The organism is Stenotrophomonas nitritireducens (genome assembly GCF_001700965.1).
GTDB lineage: Bacteria > Pseudomonadota > Gammaproteobacteria > Xanthomonadales > Xanthomonadaceae > Stenotrophomonas > Stenotrophomonas nitritireducens_A.
On the sequence record NZ_CP016756.1, the window covers coordinates 1,464,138 to 1,487,256 of the forward strand.

The 23,119-nt window shown below is 62.8% G+C and carries 18 protein-coding genes; 6 read left to right on the plus strand and 12 right to left on the minus strand.

Going from position 1 to position 23,119, the window contains the following annotated elements; genetic code table 11:
- Positions 1-77: 77 nt before the first annotated feature.
- Positions 78-1,124 (minus strand): rod shape-determining protein, encoded by a 1,047-nt coding sequence (locus BCV67_RS06165; RefSeq protein WP_017355500.1) that lies wholly within the window; start codon positions 1,122-1,124, stop codon positions 78-80.
- Positions 1,125-1,397: 273 nt separating this feature from the next.
- On the opposite strand from BCV67_RS06165, the gene BCV67_RS06170 reads away from it, so the two are divergent.
- Positions 1,398-2,330 (plus strand): carbohydrate kinase family protein, encoded by a 933-nt coding sequence (locus BCV67_RS06170; protein WP_062166930.1) that lies wholly within the window; start codon positions 1,398-1,400, stop codon positions 2,328-2,330.
- Positions 2,331-2,624: 294 nt separating this feature from the next.
- On the opposite strand, the gene BCV67_RS06175 is transcribed toward BCV67_RS06170, so the two are convergent.
- The 3 genes from BCV67_RS06175 to BCV67_RS06185 form a co-directional block, all read right to left on the minus strand.
- Positions 2,625-3,194: an HAD family hydrolase gene (locus BCV67_RS06175; protein ID WP_062171459.1), complete on the minus strand. Its 570-nt coding sequence runs from the start codon at positions 3,192-3,194 to the stop codon at positions 2,625-2,627.
- Between the two features lie 65 nt (positions 3,195-3,259).
- On the minus strand, positions 3,260-3,994 hold the full coding sequence (locus tag BCV67_RS06180) for a hypothetical protein (protein WP_062166931.1): 735 nt from the start codon (positions 3,992-3,994) through the stop codon (positions 3,260-3,262).
- Between the two features lie 285 nt (positions 3,995-4,279).
- The gene (locus BCV67_RS06185; protein ID WP_062171462.1) at positions 4,280-5,326 is read right to left on the minus strand and encodes an MBL fold metallo-hydrolase; all 1,047 of its coding nucleotides are present in this window, start codon (positions 5,324-5,326) and stop codon (positions 4,280-4,282) included.
- Positions 5,327-5,452: 126 nt separating this feature from the next.
- Between BCV67_RS06185 and BCV67_RS06190 the strand changes: the two genes are divergently transcribed.
- Both BCV67_RS06190 and BCV67_RS06195 read left to right on the plus strand, forming a co-directional pair.
- Complete coding sequence (locus tag BCV67_RS06190; protein WP_062171463.1) at positions 5,453-6,079, plus strand: TetR/AcrR family transcriptional regulator; 627 nt, start codon at positions 5,453-5,455, stop codon at positions 6,077-6,079.
- A gap of 173 nt (positions 6,080-6,252) precedes the next feature.
- The gene (locus tag BCV67_RS06195) at positions 6,253-7,566 is read left to right on the plus strand and encodes an acetamidase/formamidase family protein (RefSeq protein ID WP_197430072.1); all 1,314 of its coding nucleotides are present in this window, start codon (positions 6,253-6,255) and stop codon (positions 7,564-7,566) included.
- Between the two features lie 458 nt (positions 7,567-8,024).
- Here BCV67_RS06195 and BCV67_RS06200 read toward each other — a convergent pair whose 3' ends face one another.
- Together BCV67_RS06200 and ubiE are read right to left on the minus strand one after the other, a co-directional pair.
- Complete coding sequence (locus BCV67_RS06200; protein ID WP_062166932.1) at positions 8,025-9,977, minus strand: M1 family metallopeptidase; 1,953 nt, start codon at positions 9,975-9,977, stop codon at positions 8,025-8,027.
- 372 nt (positions 9,978-10,349) lie between these two features.
- Positions 10,350-11,114 carry a bifunctional demethylmenaquinone methyltransferase/2-methoxy-6-polyprenyl-1,4-benzoquinol methylase UbiE gene (ubiE, locus tag BCV67_RS06205; protein ID WP_062166933.1) on the minus strand — a complete coding sequence of 255 codons (765 nt, stop codon included), beginning with the start codon at positions 11,112-11,114 and terminating at the stop codon, positions 10,350-10,352.
- A gap of 93 nt (positions 11,115-11,207) precedes the next feature.
- On the opposite strand from ubiE, the gene BCV67_RS06210 reads away from it, so the two are divergent.
- Both BCV67_RS06210 and BCV67_RS06215 read left to right on the plus strand, forming a co-directional pair.
- Positions 11,208-11,660 carry a nucleoside deaminase gene (locus BCV67_RS06210; protein ID WP_062166934.1) on the plus strand — a complete coding sequence of 151 codons (453 nt, stop codon included), beginning with the start codon at positions 11,208-11,210 and terminating at the stop codon, positions 11,658-11,660.
- Between the two features lie 119 nt (positions 11,661-11,779).
- Positions 11,780-12,031, plus strand: a complete 252-nt coding sequence (locus BCV67_RS06215; RefSeq protein WP_062171467.1) for a hypothetical protein — start codon at positions 11,780-11,782, stop codon at positions 12,029-12,031.
- A 465-nt stretch (positions 12,032-12,496) separates the two neighbouring features.
- Here BCV67_RS06215 and smeE read toward each other — a convergent pair whose 3' ends face one another.
- The gene (smeE, locus tag BCV67_RS06220) at positions 12,497-15,643 is read right to left on the minus strand and encodes a multidrug efflux RND transporter permease subunit SmeE (protein ID WP_062166935.1); all 3,147 of its coding nucleotides are present in this window, start codon (positions 15,641-15,643) and stop codon (positions 12,497-12,499) included.
- A 12-nt stretch (positions 15,644-15,655) separates the two neighbouring features.
- The gene (locus BCV67_RS06225; RefSeq protein WP_062166936.1) at positions 15,656-16,840 is read right to left on the minus strand and encodes an efflux RND transporter periplasmic adaptor subunit; all 1,185 of its coding nucleotides are present in this window, start codon (positions 16,838-16,840) and stop codon (positions 15,656-15,658) included.
- A gap of 230 nt (positions 16,841-17,070) precedes the next feature.
- Here BCV67_RS06225 and BCV67_RS06230 point away from each other — a divergent pair, with 230 nt between their 5' ends.
- Positions 17,071-17,742: a TetR family transcriptional regulator gene (locus tag BCV67_RS06230; RefSeq protein WP_062166937.1), complete on the plus strand. Its 672-nt coding sequence runs from the start codon at positions 17,071-17,073 to the stop codon at positions 17,740-17,742.
- Positions 17,743-18,453: 711 nt separating this feature from the next.
- Here BCV67_RS06230 and BCV67_RS06235 read toward each other — a convergent pair.
- The 4 genes from BCV67_RS06235 to BCV67_RS06250 all read right to left on the minus strand — a co-directional run bounded on the left by BCV67_RS06235 (position 18,454) and on the right by BCV67_RS06250 (position 23,117).
- Positions 18,454-20,082 carry a hypothetical protein gene (locus BCV67_RS06235; protein WP_197430074.1) on the minus strand — a complete coding sequence of 543 codons (1,629 nt, stop codon included), beginning with the start codon at positions 20,080-20,082 and terminating at the stop codon, positions 18,454-18,456.
- A gap of 156 nt (positions 20,083-20,238) precedes the next feature.
- The gene (locus tag BCV67_RS06240; protein ID WP_065868058.1) at positions 20,239-21,414 is read right to left on the minus strand and encodes a dsDNA nuclease domain-containing protein; all 1,176 of its coding nucleotides are present in this window, start codon (positions 21,412-21,414) and stop codon (positions 20,239-20,241) included.
- A 216-nt stretch (positions 21,415-21,630) separates the two neighbouring features.
- Entirely contained in the window at positions 21,631-21,849 is a 219-nt protein-coding gene (locus BCV67_RS06245) for a DUF2274 domain-containing protein (RefSeq protein WP_062166940.1), read from the minus strand.
- Entirely contained in the window at positions 21,846-23,117 is a 1,272-nt protein-coding gene (locus tag BCV67_RS06250) for a TrbI/VirB10 family protein (RefSeq protein ID WP_062166941.1), read from the minus strand. The genes BCV67_RS06245 and BCV67_RS06250 overlap by 4 nt, the downstream gene beginning before the upstream one ends.
- Between the last annotated feature and the right edge of the window lie 2 nt (positions 23,118-23,119).

The window sequence follows — 23,119 nt, forward strand, 5'->3', positions numbered from 1 at the left end:
CAGGCGCTGGAAAATGGACCAGGGTGCAGCACACCCTGCCCCGCCTTCCCGGTTCCCCCGCTCCCCTTGCCTGCGGATCACTCCGGCGCAAAGAACTCGTTGCCGTGCATGTCCACCAGTTCCAGCGCACGACCGCCACCGCGGGCAACGCAGGTCAACGGATCGTCGGCGACCTGCACGTGCAGGCCGGTTTCTTCGGAGATAAGGCGGTCCAGGTCACGCAGCAGGGCGCCACCACCGGTCAGCACGATGCCGCGCTCGGCGACGTCGGCGCACAGTTCCGGCGGGGTCTGTTCCAGCGCAAGCTTGACCGCCGAGACGATGCCCGACAGCGGCTCGTGCAGCGCTTCCAGGACCTCGTTGGAGCTGATCTTGATCATCTTCGGCACGCCCTCGGCGAGGTTGCGGCCGGAGATTTCCATCTCGATCACTTCCGCCTGCGGGTAGGCGCAGCCCAGCTCCACCTTGATGCGCTCGGCAGTGGCTTCGCCGATCAGCATGCCGTGGTTGCGGCGCACGTAATTGGTGATGGACTCGTCGAAACGGTCGCCACCGATACGCACGGACGCCGAGTAGACAATGCCGTTCAGCGAAATCACCGCCACTTCGGTGGTGCCGCCGCCGATATCGATGACCATCGAACCGCGTGCCTCGGTGACCGGCATGCCGGCACCAATGGCAGCGGCCATGGGTTCTTCGATCAGGAACACATCACGCGCACCGGCCTCCTCGGCCGATTCCTTGATGGCGCGGCGCTCGACCTGGGTGGAGCCGGCCGGCACGCACACCAGCACGCGTGGGCTGGGACGCAGGAAGCGGGACTTGTGCACCTTCTTTATGAAGTGCTTCAGCATCGCCTCGGTGTAGGTGAAGTCGGCAATGACGCCATCCTTCATCGGGCGGATGGTGGTGATATGGCCCGGGGTACGGCCCAGCATCTGCTTGGCCTCGGCGCCGACGGCAGCCACCGAGCGGGTACCACCGATGGCGCGATCCTGGCGCACGGCAACGACAGACGGCTCGTTCAGCACGATGCCCTGCCCGCGAACATAGATGAGGGTGTTGGCCGTGCCCAGGTCAATGGACAGGTCATTGGAGAACATGCCACGCAGCTTCTTGAACATCTGGGAAGTGATCCTGACGGGTGTCGTGCCCACGCCGGTTGGCGAAAAAATGGGCAGAAAATGAGGGCAGTTAGCCTATCAACCCACCCCCGCCCGAGCAAGGAAAATCCTAGGGAATTCTGGGCTTTCGGCCAGCCTGGGCAGCTGCGGTACATCCTTGGTTGTGGCCGTGGGCCGCCGCAGCCGGTAACCTTACGCACTTTGGCGCGCAGTCGCGCCGGTCCGCCTGCGCGTGCGCGGCGGCACTTCCCTTTACGTATAGGCCTGTTCGCAATGTCCGCTTTGATCTGTGGTTCCCTTGCCTTTGACACCATCATGGTGTTCCCGGACCAGTTCAAGAACCACATCCTGCCGGACAAGGTGCACATCCTGAACGTGTCGTTCCTGGTGCCGCGCATGCGTCGCGAACTGGGCGGTTGCGCGGGCAACATCGCCTACAACCTGAAGCTGCTGGGCGGCAGCCCGATCCCGATGGGCACCGTGGGCCAGGATTTCGCCCCCTACCGCGAACACTTCGAGCGCATGGGCATCGACCTGAGCCAGGTGCGGGTGCTGGAAGACATGTTCACCCCGCAGTGCTTCATCACCACCGACCACGACAACAACCAGATCACCGCCTTCCACCCGGGCGCGATGATGCGTTCGCACGAGAACCACGTGCGCGACGTGCCGGGCGTCACTTTCGGCATCGTTGCCCCGGATGGCCGCGAAGGCATGATCCAGAACGCGGCTGAATTCGTGGAATGCGGCATCCCCTTCATCTTCGATCCGGGCCAGGCGCTGCCGCTGTTCAACGGCCCGGAACTGCGCGAGTTCATCGAGCAGGCCGACTACGTGGTGGTCAACGACTACGAGTCCAACCTGCTGCAGCAGCGCACCGGCTGGAGCGAGACCGACATCGTCTCGCGGACCAAGGCCTACATCACCACCCAGGGCCCGCGTGGCGCGATCATCCACACCCCGGAAAAGACCTTCGACATTCCGCCTGCGCATGAGCGCCGCGTGGTCGACCCGACCGGTTGTGGCGACGCCTTCCGCGCCGGCCTGATCTTCGGCATCGAGAAGGGCATGGACTGGCTGACCGTAGGCCGCATGAGCAACCTGATGGGCGCGCTGAAGGTGGAACACCCCGGCACGCAGAACCAGCGCTTCGACTTCGCCGAGTTCAACGACCAGTTCAAGCAGCAGTTCGGCTACGGCCTCTAAGAAAAACGGCGCCCACAAGGCGCCGTTTTTTTTAACCCGCACGTAGTGCCGAGCCATGCTCGGCAGGGGCTCTACCGGCAAACCCAACTGTAGTGCCGAGCCATGCTCGGCAGAGGCCCTACAAGCAATCCATCAGCGGCATGGCATTGTTTGTAGGAGCGGCGTAAGCCGCGAAGCTCGCACACCCCCAGCTAGCGCAATCACCTGCAGCCCGGCATTGCCAGCTTCGCGGCTTACGCCGCTCCTACAACAACAGGCTTTATCGGTAACGCTCCAGCCGAGCATGGCTCGGCTCTACAGGGATACTGCGGCCTGCCAATGCTGCAGCAACTGCGCACAATCACGCAGCTGCCATTGCGCCATGCCCGGCCAGGGATCTTCCGGCAGGTTGACCAGGACTGCGGGCACACCGGCCGCCTTGGCGGTGGCCAGGTCGTAGTAATGATCACCGACCATGCGCATCGCAGCCGGCGCCACATCCCAGCGCGCAGCAAAATACTGCAGGCCAGCCGGCGATGGCTTGGGCTCGGCCTCGTCGCGGCCGATGATCTCCCCGGCCGCAAAACACTCCGCCAGCCCAATCGCTGCCAGGGTTACTTCGGCCAGTTCACGCGCATTGCGGGTAAGAATGCCCAGCCGGCAGCCGTCGGCATGCAGCGCGCGGATCAAGGCCTGCGCACCGGGCGCGGCGACCGCCGCCTCGGCCAATACAAGCTCATGCTGCATCAACCAGGCATGGTTGTCGGCGGCCTGTTGCGGAGGCAGCGCGGCCAGGTGCTGCAGGATGTCCGCACCCGGCGGAATCTGCAGCTCGCGCCGGATCAGCTCGAAATCATGCACCGGCTCGGTCAGGGTGCCGTCCATGTCGAACACCCAATGGCGGCTGGCGGCGACCTCGCACCGCTCCGGCACATCAGCGAGCACCGGCCTCAATCCCAATTCGGCATCTGGCTGCCGTCCAGCCCACCCACTTCAAACACCGCCTTGCGGGTGCCGCCGGCCTGCACCGGGAATTCGATCTCGATGACCTTGGCCTTGCGCGCCTGCCGCCACAGCCCACGGTTGTCATCGATGAACATGGCGATGGCCTCGTCGGTATCCGGGCGGTGTGCGGCCATGTTGCGGGCCGGCGCACCATCCACGCTGACCTTGACCTGGCAGCCACGGTAGCAGGCCTTGGCGAAGTCGCTGGACTGCAGCACCAGATAGGCGTGGCGCTTCCATTCCGGGTGATCGCGGAACACCAGGTTCACCTGCTTGGCACCGGTGCTGTCCACCTCGACCCGGTCCTTGCTGTAGATCGCCGCCGAGCGCTGCGTACCGCCCTTCACCGGCACCTGGTTGTAGTTCCACAAGGCCTGCATGCGGCGCAGCTCGCTGGCGGCGGCAGCCTTCTCTCTGACCTCGGCAAAGCCCGGCTCGATGCGCTTGGCGGTTTCCGAATCCGGGTATTGATCAAGCAGTGCGGCGCCGTGGATGCGCGCTTTTTCCCAATCGGCAGCGGTCACGGCGGTGTCGTAGAGCTTGCCGATGCCCTCGGCGTCGGCCTCACGCTTGGCCCGCTCCTGCGCGGCGGCGGCTTCCTGTTGCTGACGCTCGGCCTCCGGATTGCTGCAGGCGGCCAGGGCGATGACGCAGACGGCGCCGAGGATCAGGGGTTTCATCAAGCAGCTCCATGGGATCAGGCGCGCGGTGGCGCGCGGCGATGGACACTGTAAACAAGTTTGGGCGGGGCGTGCGCGCGCTGCAGCGGTTTCGCGCCTGCGTGCGTGCGCAGATCAACGCGCACGCGGCGCCATCATGACGAACGCCAGCGCAGCGCGTTTGCTGTCATTTGCATGCGACACCGCAACCGGCGCCGGCGCTAGTTGCGCCAGCACGGAATCAACGCATTCACGCCGCTGCCGCGGCAATCGCAACCACTGCACAGCAACCGCCTGCCCGCGCCGTCATGCCGCGTCCGGCGGCGCCTGCCGCCACCACCCCGTCGAAGGCGCAGGCTGACGGATATCCAGGCGCTCGCCCATCTGCGGCGCGGTCAACACCACGCCCTGCGCTTCGGCCAAGGCGGTTATGCGCTCGAACGGCTCAGTCCACGGATGCAGGGCAAGATCGAACGTGCCGTTGTGGATCGGCATCATCACCTTGCCACGCACATCCAGATGCGCCTGCAGGCTCTGTTCCGGCTGCATGTGCACGTCCGGCCAATCGGCGTCGTAAGCACCGGTTTCGACCATGGCCAGGTCGAACGGGCCATAGCGCTCGCCGATTTTTGCAAAGCCATCGAAGTAACCACTGTCACCGCTGAAGAAAATCCGCGTATCGCCGTTGTCGATGACCCACGATGCCCACAACGTGCGGTTGCCATCGGACAGGCCACGGCCGGAGAAATGTTGCGCCGGGGTGGCGGCGATCTTCAGCCCTTCCACCCAGGTTTCCTGCCACCAGTCCAGCTGGGTGATCTTTTCCGGCGGCACGCCCCAGGCGATCAGGCGATCACCCACGCCCAGCGCGGTGACGAAGTGCCGCACCTTCGGCGCCAGCGCCAATACCGCGTCGTGATCGAGATGATCGTAATGGTCATGCGAAATGATCACGCCGGTGATCTCGGGCAGTTCCTCGATCGACAACGGCGGTGCATGGAAGCGCTTGGGGCCCATGAACGACAGCGGCGATACGCGTTCGCCGAACACCGGGTCGGTCAGCCAGAAGTGCCCACCAAGCTTCATCAGCATGGTGGAGTGGCCCAGCCGCCACAGGCTTTGGTCCGGCGCGTCATGCAACGCTTGCCGGGTCAGCGCATGCACCGGAATCGCAACGTGCGGGGAAGCATCGGCCGGCTTCTCGAACAGGAACCGCCACCACACTCTGGCGCCGCGCAGCCAGCCCAGTGGCTTGCGCTTGACCGGGTTGTGGAAGCGCCCGTCCCCGTATTGCGGCGAGCGGTCATAGGCAACGACAGCACGCGCACTGGAGGTCAGCAGGCCCATGGACATGGCATTCAGCACCGTCAGAAAAGGGGAAACGCGGCAGGCGGTGACATGGCAACACCGCCCGGAAAGTACACCGCAAAGTCTACTTCCGTTTCGAAGAAAGTAAACTGAACGGTGTAAAATATGGAAATGACCGCCCCCAAGCGCCCCCTCCGCCTGACCGACCGCAAACGCGAGGCCATCCTGCGCGCGGCTGCGGCCGAGTTCCGCGAGCTGGGCTTCGCCGGCACCAGCATGGATCGCATCGCCGCCACCGCCGAGGTATCCAAGCGCACGGTCTACAACCATTTCGCCAGCAAGGACGAACTGTTCACCGCCATTCTGTTGCAGCTGTGGGACGCCAGCCAATCGCTGGAGGCACTCAGCTACGACCCGCTGCGACCGCTGCGCGAGCAGCTGCTGGCCTTGGTCGCGCAGAAGCTGTGCCTGCTCAGCGACCCCAACTTCATCGAGCTGTCGCGCGTGGCCATGGCCGAGCTGCTGCATGCGCCGGAACGGGCACGGCTGATGATGGACAAGCTGGCCGAGAAGGAAGAAGGCCTCACCCGCTGGATCCGCGCCGCACAGGCCGATGGCCGCCTGCGCGATGACATTGCCGCGGCCGACGCCGCTCATCAGCTGCAAGCCATGGTCAAGGCATTCGCGCTGTGGCCGCAGATGGCACTGGGCGCCGCGCCATTGGATGCCAACGCACAGCAGCAGGTGATGCACGACTGCGTGGACATGTTCCTGGCGCTGCGCGCGCTTACGCCCTGAGTGCAGCGCGGGACCTGCAGCCCGCTCCGCCCGCCAGCTGCAGGGAATCATCGGTCGGCTTTGCCGCGGCCGAGTTGACTACACGTGTCGTTACGTTTGACACTGCGCCGGCGACATCGCCGTTCGTACACTCTGCGAACACGCCCACCGGGCCCTTCGCAGACACACGCAACGTGCGCACTTCACTGACATTGTCTTCGCTGTTGTTGTCCGTACTCCCGCTCAATGCCCTCGCCGCCGATCAATGGATCCTGGCCACCGACCTGTGGGGCAACAGCGCCCAGCAGACCTTGAATCTGGACGTGCAAGGCACGCGTGTGAGCGGAACATTGGGCGGCGACCCGATAAGCGGCAGCTTGAACGGCACGCAGTTGAAGTTCACCGCAACCGGCAGCGATGGCCAGGTCTACCACTACGACGGCCGCATCGAAGGCAGCCGCATGCAGGGCCGCAGCGACGAGCCAGACACCAACAATCGCAGAGCGCGTGCGGCGCACACGTTCACCGCATGGCGGGTACCGGCACGGGCAGACAGCGCACCGCGCCTGCATCACTTCAGGCCCACCGACTACTCCAATACCTTCAGCGCTGATCGCGCACCGGTGCTGGTGATCTGGCCGGGCGATTCGGTGCAGACCAAGACGCTGGATTCGGGCGGCGTCGACGAGCATGGCGTCACCCGCGCCTTGTTCGGCAACCCGCAGGTCGGGCCGTTTTTCGTCGCCGGTGCCGAACCCGGCGATACCTTGGCGATCACGATCAACGCACTCAAGCTCAACCGCGATTACGCCGACAGCCTTGACGGCATCGTCAGCCGTTTGAAGACCCCGCGCGTCGCCACCGAAACCGCGGCGCTGGGCAATCCGGTGCGCTGGCAACTGGACCGCGTGCGCGGCATGGCGCGGCCGCAGGATGCGAGTGGTGCGATGAAGAACTTCGAAATCCCGATCAAGCCGATGCTCGGCGGGCTCGCCGTTGCCCCCGGTTTTGGTTACCCGCCGTTCTCCACCGGCGATACCGGCGACTTCGGCGGCAACATGGATTTCAACGCCGTGGCCGAGGGCAACACGGTGTACCTGCAGGTGCAGCAGCCCGGCGCGCTGCTCTATCTGGGCGATGGCCATGCCCTGCAGGGCGACGGCGAAACCACCCAATGGGCATTGGAAACCTCGCTGGATGTAGCGGTGAAAGTTGAACTGATCAAGAAGCACACCATCGCCACGCCACGGGTGGAATCGCCCACGCAGATTATGACTTTGGGGCAAGCCGGCTCCAGCGATGACGCGCTGCGCCTGGCCACCTCCGGCATGCTGCAGTGGCTGCGCCAGTCCTATGCCTTGGATATGTCGCAGGCCACCCAGGTGCTCGGCGTGGCCGCGCAGTACAACGTGGTCAATCTCGCAGGCCGCAGCGTGGGCGTAGCGGCAAAGATCGACAAGGCAGTGTTGAAGAGCTTGCCGCCCGCAGATGCAAGGACCGGCAACTGAGGATTGTGATCGAAATCTGATGGCGGTTACGCCGCATCTCGCGCAGGAAGCCGCCGCGCTCTGGACTGTCGTACAACCTGATCGACAAAGCCGTCACCCTGTAGCGCCGAGCCATGCTCGGCAGAAGCTTCACCGATAGAGCCCCAGCCGAGCATGGCTCGGCTCTACAAAAAAAGCTCCGCGCCGGAAGCCGACGCGCGTTGGACCGTCGTACAACCTGTTCAACAAAGCCCCCACCCTGTAGTGCCGAGCCATGCTCGGCAGAGGCCTCATCGGTAAAGCCACAGCCGAGCATGGCTCGGCTCTACAAAAAAGCGCCGCGCGAACAGCCCCGGGTGCGCTGCGCTTACCCGGGCTACGGAATCCTTGGCGCCCGTGCAATTCCTGCGGTTCACGGCAACACAAAAACAAACGGCGAGCCAAAGCTCGCCGTTTGCGTTGAAGCGTGCGGACGCCGATTACTGCTTCGGCGCAGCTTCCTGCTTCGGTGCGGCTTCGGCCTTGGCGATCATGTCTTCCACCGAGGCGGTGGTGATCGGGTGATAGCCCGGCTTGGCCTTGGCAAACACTTCCTTGGCGAAGGCCAGGCCTTCCGGCGTCTTCAGCAGCTCGGCATAGATCGGCAGCACCAGCTTGCGGCGGCCCACGCGCTGGATGAACTCACCGGCTGCGGCCTGCGCATCGGTGTAGCCGCTGCGGATGGCCAGCGGGTACCAACGCATCGCGATTTCGCCGTTCGGCGTACCGGTGAAGTGGTAACCCTTGTCCAGCGCCGCCAGCTTCTCGATCGGCTGGGTGGCGCCCAGGCCGTCAATGAAGCGCACCCATTCCTGAGTGTTCCACTCACGCGTTACCTGGTTGCTCGGCAGCGCGCTGCTGCCCAGGAAGGCAATGCGCGCAGTGTCCACCACGGCGAAGTTGCGCGAACGCGCCTTGCTGGCGAATGCCGGAATACCCGGCTCTTCCAGCCATGCCTTCAGCTCGGCATCGGTCACCGCCGAAGGGTTCTTCGGCAGCAGGTTCTTCTTCATGTACTCGACGAACTGGTCGGTATTGGCGCTCTGGAACGCATGGTCGTCGAACCAGCCACGCAGGAACGGATCAAACACCGCACGACCAAAACGCTGCTCCAGGAACTGCAGGAACCACGCGCCCTTGACGTAAGCCACCTGGCTCAGCGCTTCGTCCGGGTCACGCTCGTTCAACGGCGGCAGGGCCAGTGCCTGGTCGGCCGGGCTCATGTCCTTCACTTCGTTGAGCAGATCGGTCTGGTCGATCTCGCGCTCCATCTCGGCCATCTCCGTGCCATACAGCGCCTCGGTGATGCGGCCCTGCACGTAGGTGGTGAAACCTTCGTTGAGCCAGATGTCCTTCCAGCTGGCGTTGGTCACCAGGTTGCCGGACCAGCTGTGGGCCAGTTCGTGCGCGACCAGCGACACCAGCGACTTGTCGCCCACGATCACGGTCGGGGTGGCGAAGGTCAGGCGCGGGTTTTCCATGCCGCCGAACGGGAACGACGGCGGCAGCACCAGCATGTCGTAACGGCCCCAACGGTATTCGCCGTACAGGTTCTCGGCGGCACCAATCATCTTCTCGGTGTCTTCGAACTCCTTGGCGGCCTTGGTGACCATGGCCGGCTCGGCCCACACGCCGGAACGCTCGGAGATCGGCTCGAACACCAGGTCACCGGCGGCGATGGCCAGCAGGTAGGACGGGATCGGCTGCGGCATCTTGAAGGCGTAATCGCCATCACGTGCGGCCTTGGGATCGTTGTCGGCGCTCATCAGCACCATCACGTCCGGGCGGCTGCTGACGTGCGCGCTATAGGTAAAGCGGACGCTCGGAGTGTCCTGCAGCGGCACCCACGAACGGGCGTGGATGGCCTGCGACTGGCTGAACATGAAGGGCAGCTTCTTGCCCTCGGTCATGGCCGGGTCCAGCCACTGCAGGCCGGAGGCGGTCGGCGCGGTGTGGTAGGTGATGCGCACCGAGGTCGGCTGGTCCGGGGTTTCGATGCTCAGCTTGCTGCCGAACACCTTGTCGGCCGGCGCGAGTTCGAACTGCAGCGGGGTGGCGGTGCCATCGGCGGCCAGCGCCTCGACCTTTTCAACGCTCAGCTCGCGGGTATCAAGCAGCAGCTGCTTGGCTGCCTTGTCCTTCCACTCCAGCGTGTAGGTGGCGGTACCGCCGATCTGCTTGGCGTCGAAATCAACCTTCAGATCCAGCGCCAAGTCCTTGATGACGACCTTGTCGGGTTCTGCGTAGGAGCTTTCATCGTGGCTGCGGCTGACGGTATTCACGGCGGCGGCGGGCTTCTGGGCGACGGGGTCGACGGTGGGAGCTGCAGGCTCCTTGGCACAGCCGGCGACAAGCGCCACGGCCAGGGGCAGCATCAGGAACGAAGAACGCATTGATCTGGAACCGGTTCAGGGGATAACTGGCGATTTTAAACCCGAAAGCCCGTGGCGGATGCGGCAGTGCGGCAAGCGACTCCCCCGCAGGCTTTGCGGAAGCTGCCGGGATGCGTGAATCAGCTCACGGACCACGGTAGTGCCGAGCCATGCTCGGCAACGGCCTTACCAGCAGGGGCAAAAGCTGAAAAGCCAACCCCTCCCCAGCCCTCCCCTTGGCCTGCGGCCAAAGGGAGGGGGCAGAAGCGTAGTGCCGAGCCATGCCCGGCAGGGGCTTTACCAGCAAAGCCAACGACTAAAAAAACCGCCACCCCACATACAAAAAAGGCGGCCAATGGCCGCCCTTTCCTCAACACACCCGGCAACCAAGCCTCAAAGCTTGTAACCGGAATGGATGGAAACAATGCCCGCGCTCAGGTTCTTGTAATGGCAACGGCCAAAACCGGCCTCGCTCATCATCGCCTTCAGTTCTTCCTGCGGCGGATGCTTGCGGATGCTCTCGGCCAGGTACTGGTAGCTGTCGGCATCGCCGCGCGCGAACAGCTTGCCCAGCTTCGGCAGCACCTTGAACGAATGGAAGTCGTAAATCGGCTTGAACCAGTCCACGGTCACTTCCGAGAACTCCAGCACGCGCGCCTGCCCGCCCACCTTCAGTACGCGGTACATCTCGCGCAGCGCCGCTTCCTTGTCGGTGACATTGCGCAGGCCGAAGGAAATGGTCACCAGATCGAAGCTCTGGTCCGGGAACGGCAGCGCCTCGGCGTTGAGCTGTACCCACTCGAAGCCCGCTACCTGGCCACGGTTGGTCAGCCGGTCACGGCCCACCGACAGCATGCCGGCGTTGATGTCACCCAATACCACGCTGCCTTCGCTGCCGATGCGCTCCTTCAGCAGCACGGCAATATCGCCGGTCCCGCCGGCCAGATCCAGCACCCGGTCACCCGGCTTCACCTGCGCGGTGGCTACGAAGTAGCGCTTCCACAGCCGGTGAATACCCAGGCTCATCAGGTCGTTCATCACATCGTAGTTGTCGGCCACGGAAGTGAACACCTGGCCGACAAGCTTCTGCTTGTCCTTGGCCGGTACATCGCGGAAGCCGAAGTGGGTGGTGCCGGTCTTGTAGGGGGATTCGCTCATGACCACGATTATCGCACCGACAGCCCGGCTGCGGCGCCGGCAGCCTGAATCCGGCCGTTATGATGGTCCGCACAAGCACCATGAGGACCTTGCATGATCACTACCCCGGACTACCGCGCCCTGCTTGAAACCGCCATTGCCGAGGCCCGCCAGGGCCTGGCCGAAGGCGGCATCCCGATCGGCGCCGCCCTGTACCACAATGATGGCCGACTGCTCGGCTGCGGCCACAACCGCCGCATCCAGGAGGATGACCCCTCCATCCACGGCGAAACCGACGCCTTCCGCAAGGCCGGCCGTCAGCGCGGCTACCGCAATACCATCATGGTCACCACCCTGGCCCCGTGCTGGTACTGCAGCGGGCTGGTGCGGCAGTTCAATATCGGCACCGTGGTGGTCGGCGAATCGGTCAGTTTTGCCGGGGGCATTGGCTGGCTCAGGGAAAACGGGATCAATGTGATTGACCTGAACGATGCCGGCTGTATCGAGATGATGGGCCGGTATATCGCCGAGAACCCTGACATATGGAATGAAGATATCGGGGAATAACCCGTCCGAATGTGAACAGCCCGCCTGCTGTCTCATCAGGGAATTAGACGCTGTAGCTGGATCGTAAGACAAAGCACGCTATGCTCGGGGTACAGGGGCACTGCCATCGAGGTGAAGCGATGTATACGACGCCCATCCAACAAAGCAGTCGCCGATCACTCCAGCTGGCTGGGGAGCAATTGCGACAGCAGTACGAACAACATCGCTGCACGGCACCGTTCTGGGATGCTTACCAACAGATTCAACGTGAACTGGTAAGAGCCTTCCCCGAGCATCAGGCCGAGTTATGCAACCGTTTGGCGGTATTTGCCCAGAGTCTGGGCGCGGTTGAAGAGGCTCAGTTACTCGAGCTGGCAGAAGACGAAGTTTAAAGAGAACCGGGCTTGCCCGGTTTTTTTTTGCCCGGTTTTTGTAGTGCCGAGCCATGCTCGGCCGGGGCATTATCGCTGAAGGCTCTGCCGAGCATGGCTCGGCACTACGCCCCCTCCTTTTCGCCGAAGAATTTGCCCCCTCCCTTTGGCCGAAGGCCAAGGGGAGGGCTGGGGAGGGGTTGGCTCTTGAGTCTTTCTGGGCATCGCCAGCTTCGCGGCTTACGCCGCTCCTACAAAGTTCCGGATGTGTTGGGAAAGCCCCTGCAGAGCATGGCTCGGCACTACCTGGCTGGTTTTTTGTGGGAACGGCGTAAGCCGCGAAGCTCGCATCGCTGAAGTCGTCGGGATGTGGATCATCTGAGCAATTGTCAGCTTCGCGGCTTACGCCGCTCCTACAAACTTACAAACCTGCAAAAGAACAAAAGGCGCCTTTCGGCGCCTTCTGCATGTTGCTGCCCTGCCCGCTTACTGCGGCGGCAGGTCGCCGTTCCTGGCCAGTTGCTTGCGGTTGAATACCCGCTGCACCACCACGAAGAACAGCGGGATGAAGAACAGGCCCAGCAAGGTGCCTACCACCATGCCACCGAGCACGCCGGTACCAATGGCCCGCTGCGCACCCGAACCCGCACCAGAGGCGATGGCCAACGGCAGCACACCCAGGCCGAAGGCCAGCGAGGTCATGATGATCGGACGCAGACGATCGCGGACTGCATGCATCGTCGCTTCGATCACGCCCGCACCCTTCTCCAGATGCTCCTTGGCGAACTCGACGATCAGGATCGCGTTCTTCGAGGTCAGGCCCACCGTGGTCAACATCGCCACCTGGAAGTACACATCACGCTCCATGCCGCGCATGGTGTTGGCCAGCACCGCGCCGAGAATACCCAGCGGCGCAACCATCAGCACCGCGGTCGGCACGCTCCAGCTTTCATACAGTGCAGCCAAGCACAGGAACACGATCAGCAGCGACAGCGTGTACAGCAGCGGCGTCTGCGAACCGGCCTCGCGTTCCTGGTAGGACACGGCCGTCCACTCGATGCTGAAGCCCGGCGGCAACTGCTTGGCCAGCTTCTCCACTTCCAGCATGGCGTCACCCGAGGCCACACCCGGTGCGGCTTCGCCCTGGATTTCCAGTGCGGAGACACCGTTGTAGCGCTCCAGGCGCGGCGAGCCGTAATCCCAACGCTGGCTGGCGAAGGCCGAGAACGGCACCATCTCGCCGACGTTGTTCTTCACCGTCCACAGGTTGAAGTCTTCCGGGTTCATGCGGAACGGATCATCGGCCTGCACGTAGACGCGCTTGACCCGGCCACGGTCGATGAAGTCATCGACATAGCTCGAACCCCAGGCAGTGGCCAGGGTGCCGTTGATCGCATCCAGCGACAGCCCATGCGCACCGGCCTTGGCCACGTCGATGTCCAGACGCAGCTGCGGGGTGTCGTCCAGACCGTTCGGGCGCACATTGGCCAGCAGCTTGCTCTGCCCGGCCGCACCCAACAGCTGGTTGCGTGCATTGACCAGCGCATCATGGCCGGCGCCGCTGTTGTCCTTCAGGAAGAAGGTGTAACCCGAGGCGATACCCAGTTCCGGCATGGCCGGCGGCGGGAAGGCGAAGATGAAGGCGTCCTTGATCTGGCCAAGCGCGGCCATTGCGCGGCCGGTGATCGGGCCGACGCCCTGGTCGGCACTGCGCTCATGCCAGTCCTTGAGCTTGACGAAGGCCATGCCCGAGTTCTGGCCCATGCCCGAGAAGCTGAAGCCCTGCACCGAGAACACCGACTCGACGGCATCCTTCTCGTTGTTGAGGAAGTGGTCTTCCAGCTTGTAGATCGACTCCAGGGTACGTTCCTGGGTGGCACCCACCGGCGCGTTGACCAGCGCCATCAGGATGCCCTGGTCTTCGTTGGGCAGGAACGAGCTGGGCAGGCGGACGAACAACAGGCCCATCACCACCGCCAGCGCCAGGAACACCGCCATGAAGCGGCCCGGACGATTGAGGATGCCGCGCACGCCACGCTGGTAGGTGCCGCTGGTGCGGTCAAAGCCGTTGTTGAACCAGGTGAAGAAACGGCCCGAGATACCCTTGTGCGCAACGTGGTGCTCGCCCTTCTTCAGCGGCTTGAGCATGGTGGCGCACAGTGCCGGGGTCAGCACGATGGCGACCAGCACCGACAAGGCCATCGCCGACACGATCGTTGCCGAGAACTGTCGATAGATGACGCCGGTGGAGCCGCTCATGAAGGCCATCGGCACGAATACCGCCGACAGCACCAGGCCGATGCCGACCAACGCGCCGGTGATCTGGCTCATCGATTTGCGGGTGGCTTCCAGTGGTGACAGTCCTTCCTCGGACATGATGCGCTCGACGTTCTCCACCACCACGATGGCGTCATCCACCAATAGACCGATCGCCAGCACCATCGCGAACATGGTCAGCATGTTGATCGAGAAACCCAGCACCGAAAGGATGCCGAAGGTACCCAGCAACACCACAGGCACGGCGATGGTTGGGATCAAAGTGGCGCGGAAGTTCTGCAGGAACAGGTACATCACCACGAACACCAGCACGATGGCTTCAAGCAGCGTCTTGACCACGCCCTTGATCGACACCTTCACGAACGGGGTGGTGTCGTACGGGATCACCGCCTTCAGCCCGGCCGGGAAGTTGGCACGCAGTTCGTCCAGGGTCTTGCTGACGCCCTCGGCGGTTTCCAGCGCGTTGGCACCGGTGGCCAGGGTGATGGCCAGGCCCGAGGCCGGCTTGCCGTTGTAGCGGGTGACGAAGTCGTAGGTTTCCGCGCCCAGCTCGACGCGGGCAACGTCGCCCAGCTTCAGCGTGGAGCCATCGGTTTCGGTACGCACAACAATGTTGCGGAACTGCTCCGGTGTCTGCAGGCGGTCCTGCGCGTTGATGGTGGCGTTGAGCTGCTGGCCCTTCACCGCTGGCGCACCGCCCAGCTGACCCACTGCAACCTGCGCGTTCTGCGCCTGCACCGCGGCGGTCACTTCGCTGACCGATACCTTGTAGGTCTGCAGCTTGGTCGGGTCCAGCCAGATGCGCATGGCGTACTTGCCGCCGAACACCTGGATCGAGCCCACACCCGGCACGCGGCTGAGCGGGTCGACGATGTTGGTACCCACATAGTCGGAGATGTCGTTCTCATCCATGCTGCCGTCTTCGGAGACGAAGCCCAGCACGTTGAGGAAGCCCGAGCTGGACTTGGCGACATTGATGCCCTGGCGCTGCACTTCCTGCGGCAGCAACGGCATGGCCAGCTGCAGCTTGTTCTGCACCTGCACCTGGGCAATGTCCGAATCGGTGCCGCTCTGGAAGGTCAGGGTGATGCTGGCCTGGCCGTTGGAGGAGCTGTTGGAGGAGAAGTACATCAGGCCGTCCAGGCCCTTCATGTTCTGCTCGATGATCTGCGTTACCGAATCCTCCACCACCTTGGCCGAAGCGCCCGGGTAGTTGGCGGAAATGGACACCGCAGGCGGCGCGACCTCGGGATACATCGAGATCGGCAGCTTGATCATGGCCAGCGCACCGGCAAGCATGATGATGATGGCAATGACCCACGCAAAGATGGGCCTGTCGATAAAGAAGCGAGCCATGTATTTCTCCGCTTACTGCTTGGCAGCCGGCGCCGCGGCAGGCGCGGCGGCAGGCTTGGCGGCTTCGGCACCCTTCTCGGTGGCCTGTACCGGCATCCCCGGGCCGATCTTCTGCAGGCCTTCGACGATGACCTTGTCGCCAGCCTTCAGGCCGTCTTCGACCAGCCACTTGTCACCGATGGTGCGGCTGACCTTGACCGGGCGAACGGCAACCTTGCCGTCGGCATCGACCACCATCGCCGAGGTATCTCCCTTGGGATCACGCGCAATGCCCTGCATCGGCACCAGCAGCGCATTCGGGCGCACACCGCTGCCCAGCACCGCACGCACGAACATGCCGGGCATCAGTATCTGGTCCGGGTTTTCCACCCGCACGCGCATGAGATAGCTGCCGGTGGTCGGATCAACGCTGACTTCGGAGAACTCCAGCTTGCCCTTGTGGGCATAGGTGCTGCCGTCTTCAAGCACGATGTCGACCGGCAGTTCCGAAGCACCCTCCAGGCGGCCGGCGGCCAGTTCGCGGCGCAGCTGCAGCAGCTCGGCCGAGGACTGGGTGACGTCGATATAGATCGGGTCGAGCTGGTTGATGGTGGCCAGCGGCTCAGCCTGGCCAGCGCTGACCAGCGCGCCCTGGGTAACCGAGGACTTGCCGATCTGGCCGCTGATCGGCGCGGTGATGCGCGCATAGCCCAGCGTCACATTGGCCGCATCCAACGATGCGCGCGCGGCCAGCACGTCGGCCTCGGCCTGCTTCCAGGCGGCCTGGGCGTTTTCATCGTCCTGCACGCTGATGACCTTGGACTTGACCAGCTCGGCGCTGCGGCGCGCGGCCAGGCGGGCCGCATTGGCGGTTGCTTCGGCACGGGCCAGCTGCGCGCGGGCGCTGTTGGCCTGTGCCCGGTAAGCGGCGTCATCCAGCTGGTACAGCGGCTCACCCGCCTTGACCACGCTGCCTTCGGTAAACAGGCGCTTGGCGATGATGCCGCTCACCTGCGGGCGCACTTCGGCAACCTGGTAACCGTTTGCACGGCCGGCCAGTTCGCGGGTCAAGGTGACGGTTTCCGGCTTCAGCGTCACCACCGTGACCTGGCTAGGCCCGCCTTGCTGCGGCTGCTCGCCGCCGCCCTTGCAGGCAACAAGCGCGACGGATAGTGCGAGAGAAAGCGCGACAAGACGGTAGCGACTGATAGCAGGCATGGGTGAGGAGCTCAATGAGGAAAAGTGGCGCTCGAGGATCGGGCGGAACATGAGATATGCCTACGCATATCCCTCCATACCGCATACGTTACGGGTACAGCCGTGGCAACCGCCACCACTACACACAGCACCGCCACCCTGCAGAGCAAGCCGCGGAAATATACATACATACACGCATGTTTGTAAACGCGTACAATTCAGGCCGGTTTCATCCAGCATTTGCCCACGCAATGGCCAGAAAGACCAAACAAGAGGCGTTAGCCACCCGCGAGGGCATCCTGGATGCCGCCCTGGGCTGCTTCCACGAACACGGCGTTGCCGGTACCTCGCTGGCGGCGATAGGCGAGCGCGCGGGGGTTTCGCGCGGTGCGGTGTATTGGCACTTCAAGAACAAGACCGAAGTGCTGGAAGCGATGATCAACCGCGAGCGTGTGCACTTCATCAACCGCCTGCGCCATGCCTATGCACCGGAACGCAGCACCCCGATCGAGGACCTGCGCTCGGCGATGCTGATTTCGGTAGGCGAGATAGCCCACGACCAGCGCCTGCGCGACATGATGGAAATCATGCTGCGCAATGACCTGTCGGCGGAAAGCCTGGCCATGCAGCAGCTGCAGCGCGACAGCGTCGACGAGGAAATGGATATTTTCCGCCGCGCCCTGCTGCGCGCGCAGGAACTGGGCCAGCTGCGCGACGGCGTCAACATCAACACCCTCGCCCGCATCCTGCATGCCTGTCTGGTCGGCGTGTTGTACGGCGCAATGCTGCAGCCCGAACATTTCGATCTGGAAGGCGACAGCCGCGAAACGATGGACGCGATGCTGAGTTACTACGTGACCCCGGGCGTCTTCACCCCCGGCACCGAACCGCTACCGCTGCCGACTCCCGATCCAGCCGCCTGAACGCCGGTCGCATACGCGTTGTTGTAGGAGCGGCGTAAGCCGCGAAGCAAGCGAAGGCGGAAGCTGAAGCCAAAGCCAAAGCCAAAGCAAAGCCAGAGCACCCCTCCCAACCCTCCCCTTGCCTCCGGCAAAGGGAGGGCTAAATGCCGCAGCAATGCCCGCCACCTGTAGTGCCGAGCCATGCTCGGCAGGGACTTTCCCGGTAGAGCCTCTGCCGAGCATGGCTCGGCACTACAAAAAGCGCTGCACGCGCGGTGCCAAGGGGCTGCATTCACCAGAGCTGCGGCAAAGGGAGGGCTGAACGCCGCAGCAATGCGCGCCACCTGTTCTGCCGAGCATGGCTCGGCACTACAAAGGCCGCTGCACCAACTGCCCCGGGTGCGCTGCGCTTACCCGGGCTACGATGCTGGCTACGGTGCTGCCTACGTGTCGGTGTGGCACAAAAAATGGCCGGTGTCAAGCGTTTAGTGAAATCAGCCTGATGGCCAAAAGTCTTTATGGTGCGCGGGTTTAGCTCAATTTCTGGCCGCTCCGCGAAGCTTCGGCTGTGTGGACTAGGAGCCACATGGGAGCGTCGCGCTAGAGGGCCGAGTCGTGCTGTATCGGAGACGATCTGCCAGCAGACGGTAGTTTTGTTGCACGATCATAGTCCACTCCGCCTCCCTGTGTGTACACGCTTGAACCGGCTCATAGCTGGAACCTCTCGTCAAATCAGACATCGGTTGAACGCGGTTCAGGCGTAGATTTATCCGAGTGGGCCAGCAAGTTGGCGTACATCGCTTGTAGCAAGGGCTCAACCGTGCCGTAGGTAATATCCCATTCTTCCTCGATGAGGACCGAGTACTTCCGCTCGAGGTGCAGTTCATAATCGAATGGAAACTCTGATGTCGTCTCAAGACCTACGATAAGTTGGATATCGTCCGGCAAGTCCCTAGCGATGAACTCGAGTACTGCGGGAAGATTGATGTCATCTTGCGCCTGCTGGTTGGGCGAATCGATGACCACTGGAATATCGTATGTGGCATTAGAGCCGTGCGCCGTGCGCCAAATCGCCGCGTAGTAGGCCAATATGGAGCGTGGACCTCCGCTTCCCGAAAGGTCGGGCCGCCCCGCGAGCTTCATCTTGGATACGTCAATGGAGGGAAGCTTGAGTGCAATCCGGCCTGCGGCGTAAAAGTCTCTGAAGTCGGCAAGGATTGCTTTCGTACGCTTGATGGCCCGCAGATCCTTCATCGTCTCATCCAGCTTGTCGACGGCCAAGACAGCTTCATCAATGGCACCCTGGAGCTGCTTTCGTTCGGCTTCAAAGGCAGCGAAGGCACCCTCGGCACCGATACCTCCGACCACATCTTGGAACTTGAGTTCGCCCTTTCTAGTGTCCAGCAGCCGAGATATCCGAAGGTAGCTCTCGTTGAGCGTAGCGAGTTCGCGAAACGCCTTTTGGCACCGAGCGCGAACAACGGCCGCGTCATCGCGAAGGCGCGCAGCTAGTTCGCGTAGGACACGAGCATCCTCTGCAAACTGCAACAGATCTAGGAATGGCTTTTTGTGCTCTGCGTGACAAGTGGGGCAAATGAGCGGCTCACTTCCTGCCGTTCGAATCCATGCCGCGTCACTGTTGTAAGCCTTTAGCGCCTCATCGGCCAAGCGAGTCTGATGGTCCAAGCTGGTCAGCAACTCCTGCTCGCGAACGGCATCACTCCGGAGCTTCTCTTGGCGAGCGTTGAGGTCGGTGATCTCACGGGTCAACTGATCGATTTCAGCCTCGAAGTTTGCAGCGTTCAGCTTCGGCCCGTGCACCGGCACAGTGCGACTGAAACGGTCCAATGTTCGCTCAAGCAACCTTAGCTCTCGACGGTACTCATCGAGTACGCGCGACTGCTGCCCTTTCTTTGCGCGCGCTTCGTAGTACGCCGGCGGGCAAACGCCGGTGAAGTACTCGAGGATGGCAGTCCATGGCGCTGCGAAGCGCTTGAGGCCAGTGAAAGTGTTCCACTCGGACTGCCAGCTTCCGTCTTGATTTACATAAAAGGGCAAGAAGAAACAGGCAGCGTCTGCCGGAACAACGTCCGACTCGCTCTTACCAGAGAATACTAAATTGAAATTTGTAACTTCACAGAAAACTCTCGTCCATTCGGCGAACTTGCTAGTTGTGGCAACCAGCTGACGGTCTGCACTGAACAGCGCTCGACGACCGTTCTGATGAAGAACAAAGAAGTGCTTCCCGTCGAACGAGAATTCCAAGAGCGAAACGGCATCTTTATCCCATGACTCGAGAGTTCCCTGGGGAGTGGCACCTAGGGTCTCAAACAGACTCCGAATCAGTGTCGTCTTGCCCATGTGGTTCCGGCCCCTGATGAGGTTCTTCCTCGGGTGGAACTTCACGTGGCGAGCTTTCTTGTCCCGCAGTGAGAGCAGCCAGATGTTTTGAAATCGAAAGCGATGCATAGGTCTTGGTTCTCAGGCTACGAACGAGAAGTCTCAGCTCGGGTCCATTCATATCGTCACTGCCCTCATGACAAAGCGCGCCAAAAGCTCTTCGTCCCTAAACTGGCCGAAACGAGCCTTCATCGCGACCAGCGCAGCATCGACGTAGGGCTTTAGATCTGGTCCACATGCGTTTGCCTGCGCCCAGGAGTCACAGAACGCGTCAATCTCGAAGGCTTCAGGCGATGCTCCGGTGAGTCGTTCCGCCGCAGTTCTAGCCGCAGCCATTCGCATCGTCGTAAGCACCCTAAAGTCAAAACCCTCCTGTTGAAGCTTCGTGAGCCAGCTCTCAAAGAGCGCGTTTCGGTCAGGGATGGTTGCAAGTGAGCTGAGTGCCGAGTGGAACTCGGCCCTCGAAAATCCACGTTCTTTAACCAGATCAGCGAACGTCGCACACGTCGCCGTGCGGCGACCTAACGCAGATACCTTCATGACGAGCGACTCTACGAATGCTTGAGCCTGTGCAGCATGTCCGGGACTGCGTTGCGTAAGCAGTTCCAACGCTTTCGTCACTGTCGGCGCCGACGGATCGTCAGGATGAATAGCCACACGGGCTAGTCGCACCCTCTTGAGGTCTGGAATCGGAGCTCCCGCAGCCCCCAGAGTGTGGAGCGCGTCGGTCAGGATCTGCGCATGGTCAGTCGCCAAGTCTGATAGAGCGCACGGCAGCGATGTCGCTGCATTCGCCCCGGAGGCGAGTGGAACGTCGCAGCCAGCGTTTGAGATGAAGATACCCTCAGCCGGCAACTTCTCGAACGCCGTCAAGCTTAGATGGAGCTTACCTAGGATGCTGTCGCCGACCTTGTCGAAGCTTGGGGCGGCAGTAGGTTTCGGTGCGGCGGGAGTGCTGGCAGCGCTCTTAACCTTTTTGGCAGCCTTCGGTCGCTTCGGTGCTGAGATGCCGGTTAGCATCGACCAGGACCAAGTTCCATTGTCCTTCTTCTTTACTTGGTAGATGGCAGCCTTTGTTGGAACGCTGACTGAATCGAGTTCGGTGACGTCCTGAACTGCCTCGAAAAGAAGCAGGAAGTCTGGAGCATTGGACTGCTCCAGTTCCAGCATCCTGAGAACGGCCCACCATCGCTGAAAGTCAACGCCCTTAGCTCCGTGTCCGCCCCCTGTCTCAGTGAGGCCCGGTTTGTTGGCAACCAGCAGGACTTCCGCCGCGCCTGTAGCTATTGTCAAAGCATTCCTCCCCAGACGCCGCAGCTCAGTTGAAGGCAATCCGTTGTTGCCCTTAGCTGAACGAGAGCGTAACAGGGGGGATTCTACAGTTTGTTACTTGAAGTGTGTGAGGAAAATGACAGTTTCCAGCCTGAAGCAGCCGACCAAAAATCTGAAGCGGGCTGCGACTTCTGGCCAAGCGCAGCCGTTATTTTCTAGGTCACGAGCTACTTCCGTCTATATACGATCTCTTTTGAATCCCCGGTCTCCGGCCATGAACGCTTCAAGCATGTGCGGGATCAGCGTCGCCGCATCGACGGCTTGACCATAGGTCTGTGTATGGAGCGATGCGTAGCGGTCCAAGTCCCTTTTCAGGCTGGCGGGGCACAAAATGGTCAGCTTCGTGGACTCCGTTTTGGGGAGCGGCCCGAGCCGCAGCTTCTTGGTCGTGCTCATCGTGAATTCCCTTTATTGAAAAAGAGCGGCTGGTACGGACGCAACACCAGGTCGCGGTTCACGATGATCCGCACCGGCAGGCCCGGTCGTTCGGTCAAGGTGGGTTGGATGTTCATGTTGCGCCGAGTCATCTCTTGCCCAACCTGATTGATGCTGTCCTGGGCGCTATCGCGCCCGGCGATGATGACGCGATCGCCGTCCTGGCGGTTCTCCGGCGCGGCCAGCTCGGCGCCGATGCCCAGCAGCGTGGTCAGTGCCGCACCGGCAAAGATGCGATCCCAATGCCAGTCCACGTCGTCTTCCAGGCCGGCATACCCGGCCGGATCGGTGCCGACGAGGTTGTCGAGCGTGAGCGATGACGTGTCGGGCAGGATGATCCGGTTCCACACCACCTGCACGCGGCTCTGCCCGTAGCTGACCGAGCTGTTGTAGCGCCCGAGGATGCGCGAACCCTGCGGAATCAGCAGGAAACGCCCGGTGGCCGTGTCATAGACCGGCTCCGTCACCGTGGCGATCACGTCACCCGGCAGGTCGGACTTGATGCCCGTCACCAGCGCACCGGCGACCACCGTTCCGGCCATGACCTGGTACGGCGAGGTCGGCAGGGTCAGATTGCCGGAATTACGGGTTTCCGTGGAACCGCCTTTCAGGAAAGCCTCTTTCTGGTCTTGTCGGTTCTGCACGGCGGTCGGGTCGGCCGGCTGGGCCGCCGTCGAGGTCGGCCCGGCGGCCATCGGGTCGAACGCCGCATTGGCGGCGAAGCCCGGCGCGGCGGCGACCTGCGACTGTGCGACCGGCGCAGCCGCCTGCGCACCCGAACGGAAGAACACGGACGAAGCCGCGGCCGCTTCAGCTTCCTTGCGCAGCGCATCGTTGGGGTCATGGCCGGGGGCTGCATAGGCGGCCGTCACCGGCTGCTGCGACTTGACGATGGCCGGGCCGAGATCGCCCGGCAGCGGCGGCCCCAGCTCGGGAACGGCGGGCGGCAGCTTTGAGTAGTCCGCCGGCAGCGCATCCAGTCCTTCGGATTTCGACACGCGATCGACGTTGTAAAGCTCGGTCTGTTCGCCCGCACCGCGCCGCTGCGGTTGCAGCGACCACATCAGCGCGCCGAGCACGGCGATCGACAGGCCGCCGGCGAGGATGGCCAACGTGCGCCGGTTCAGTCGCGTGACCGGGCGCGGCTGGGCGCGCAGCGCCACCGCCTCGGGCGCGATTTTGCCCGCCGCCTGTGGCGCGGCGAGGTCGGGAGTGTCGTCCTGGCTCATCG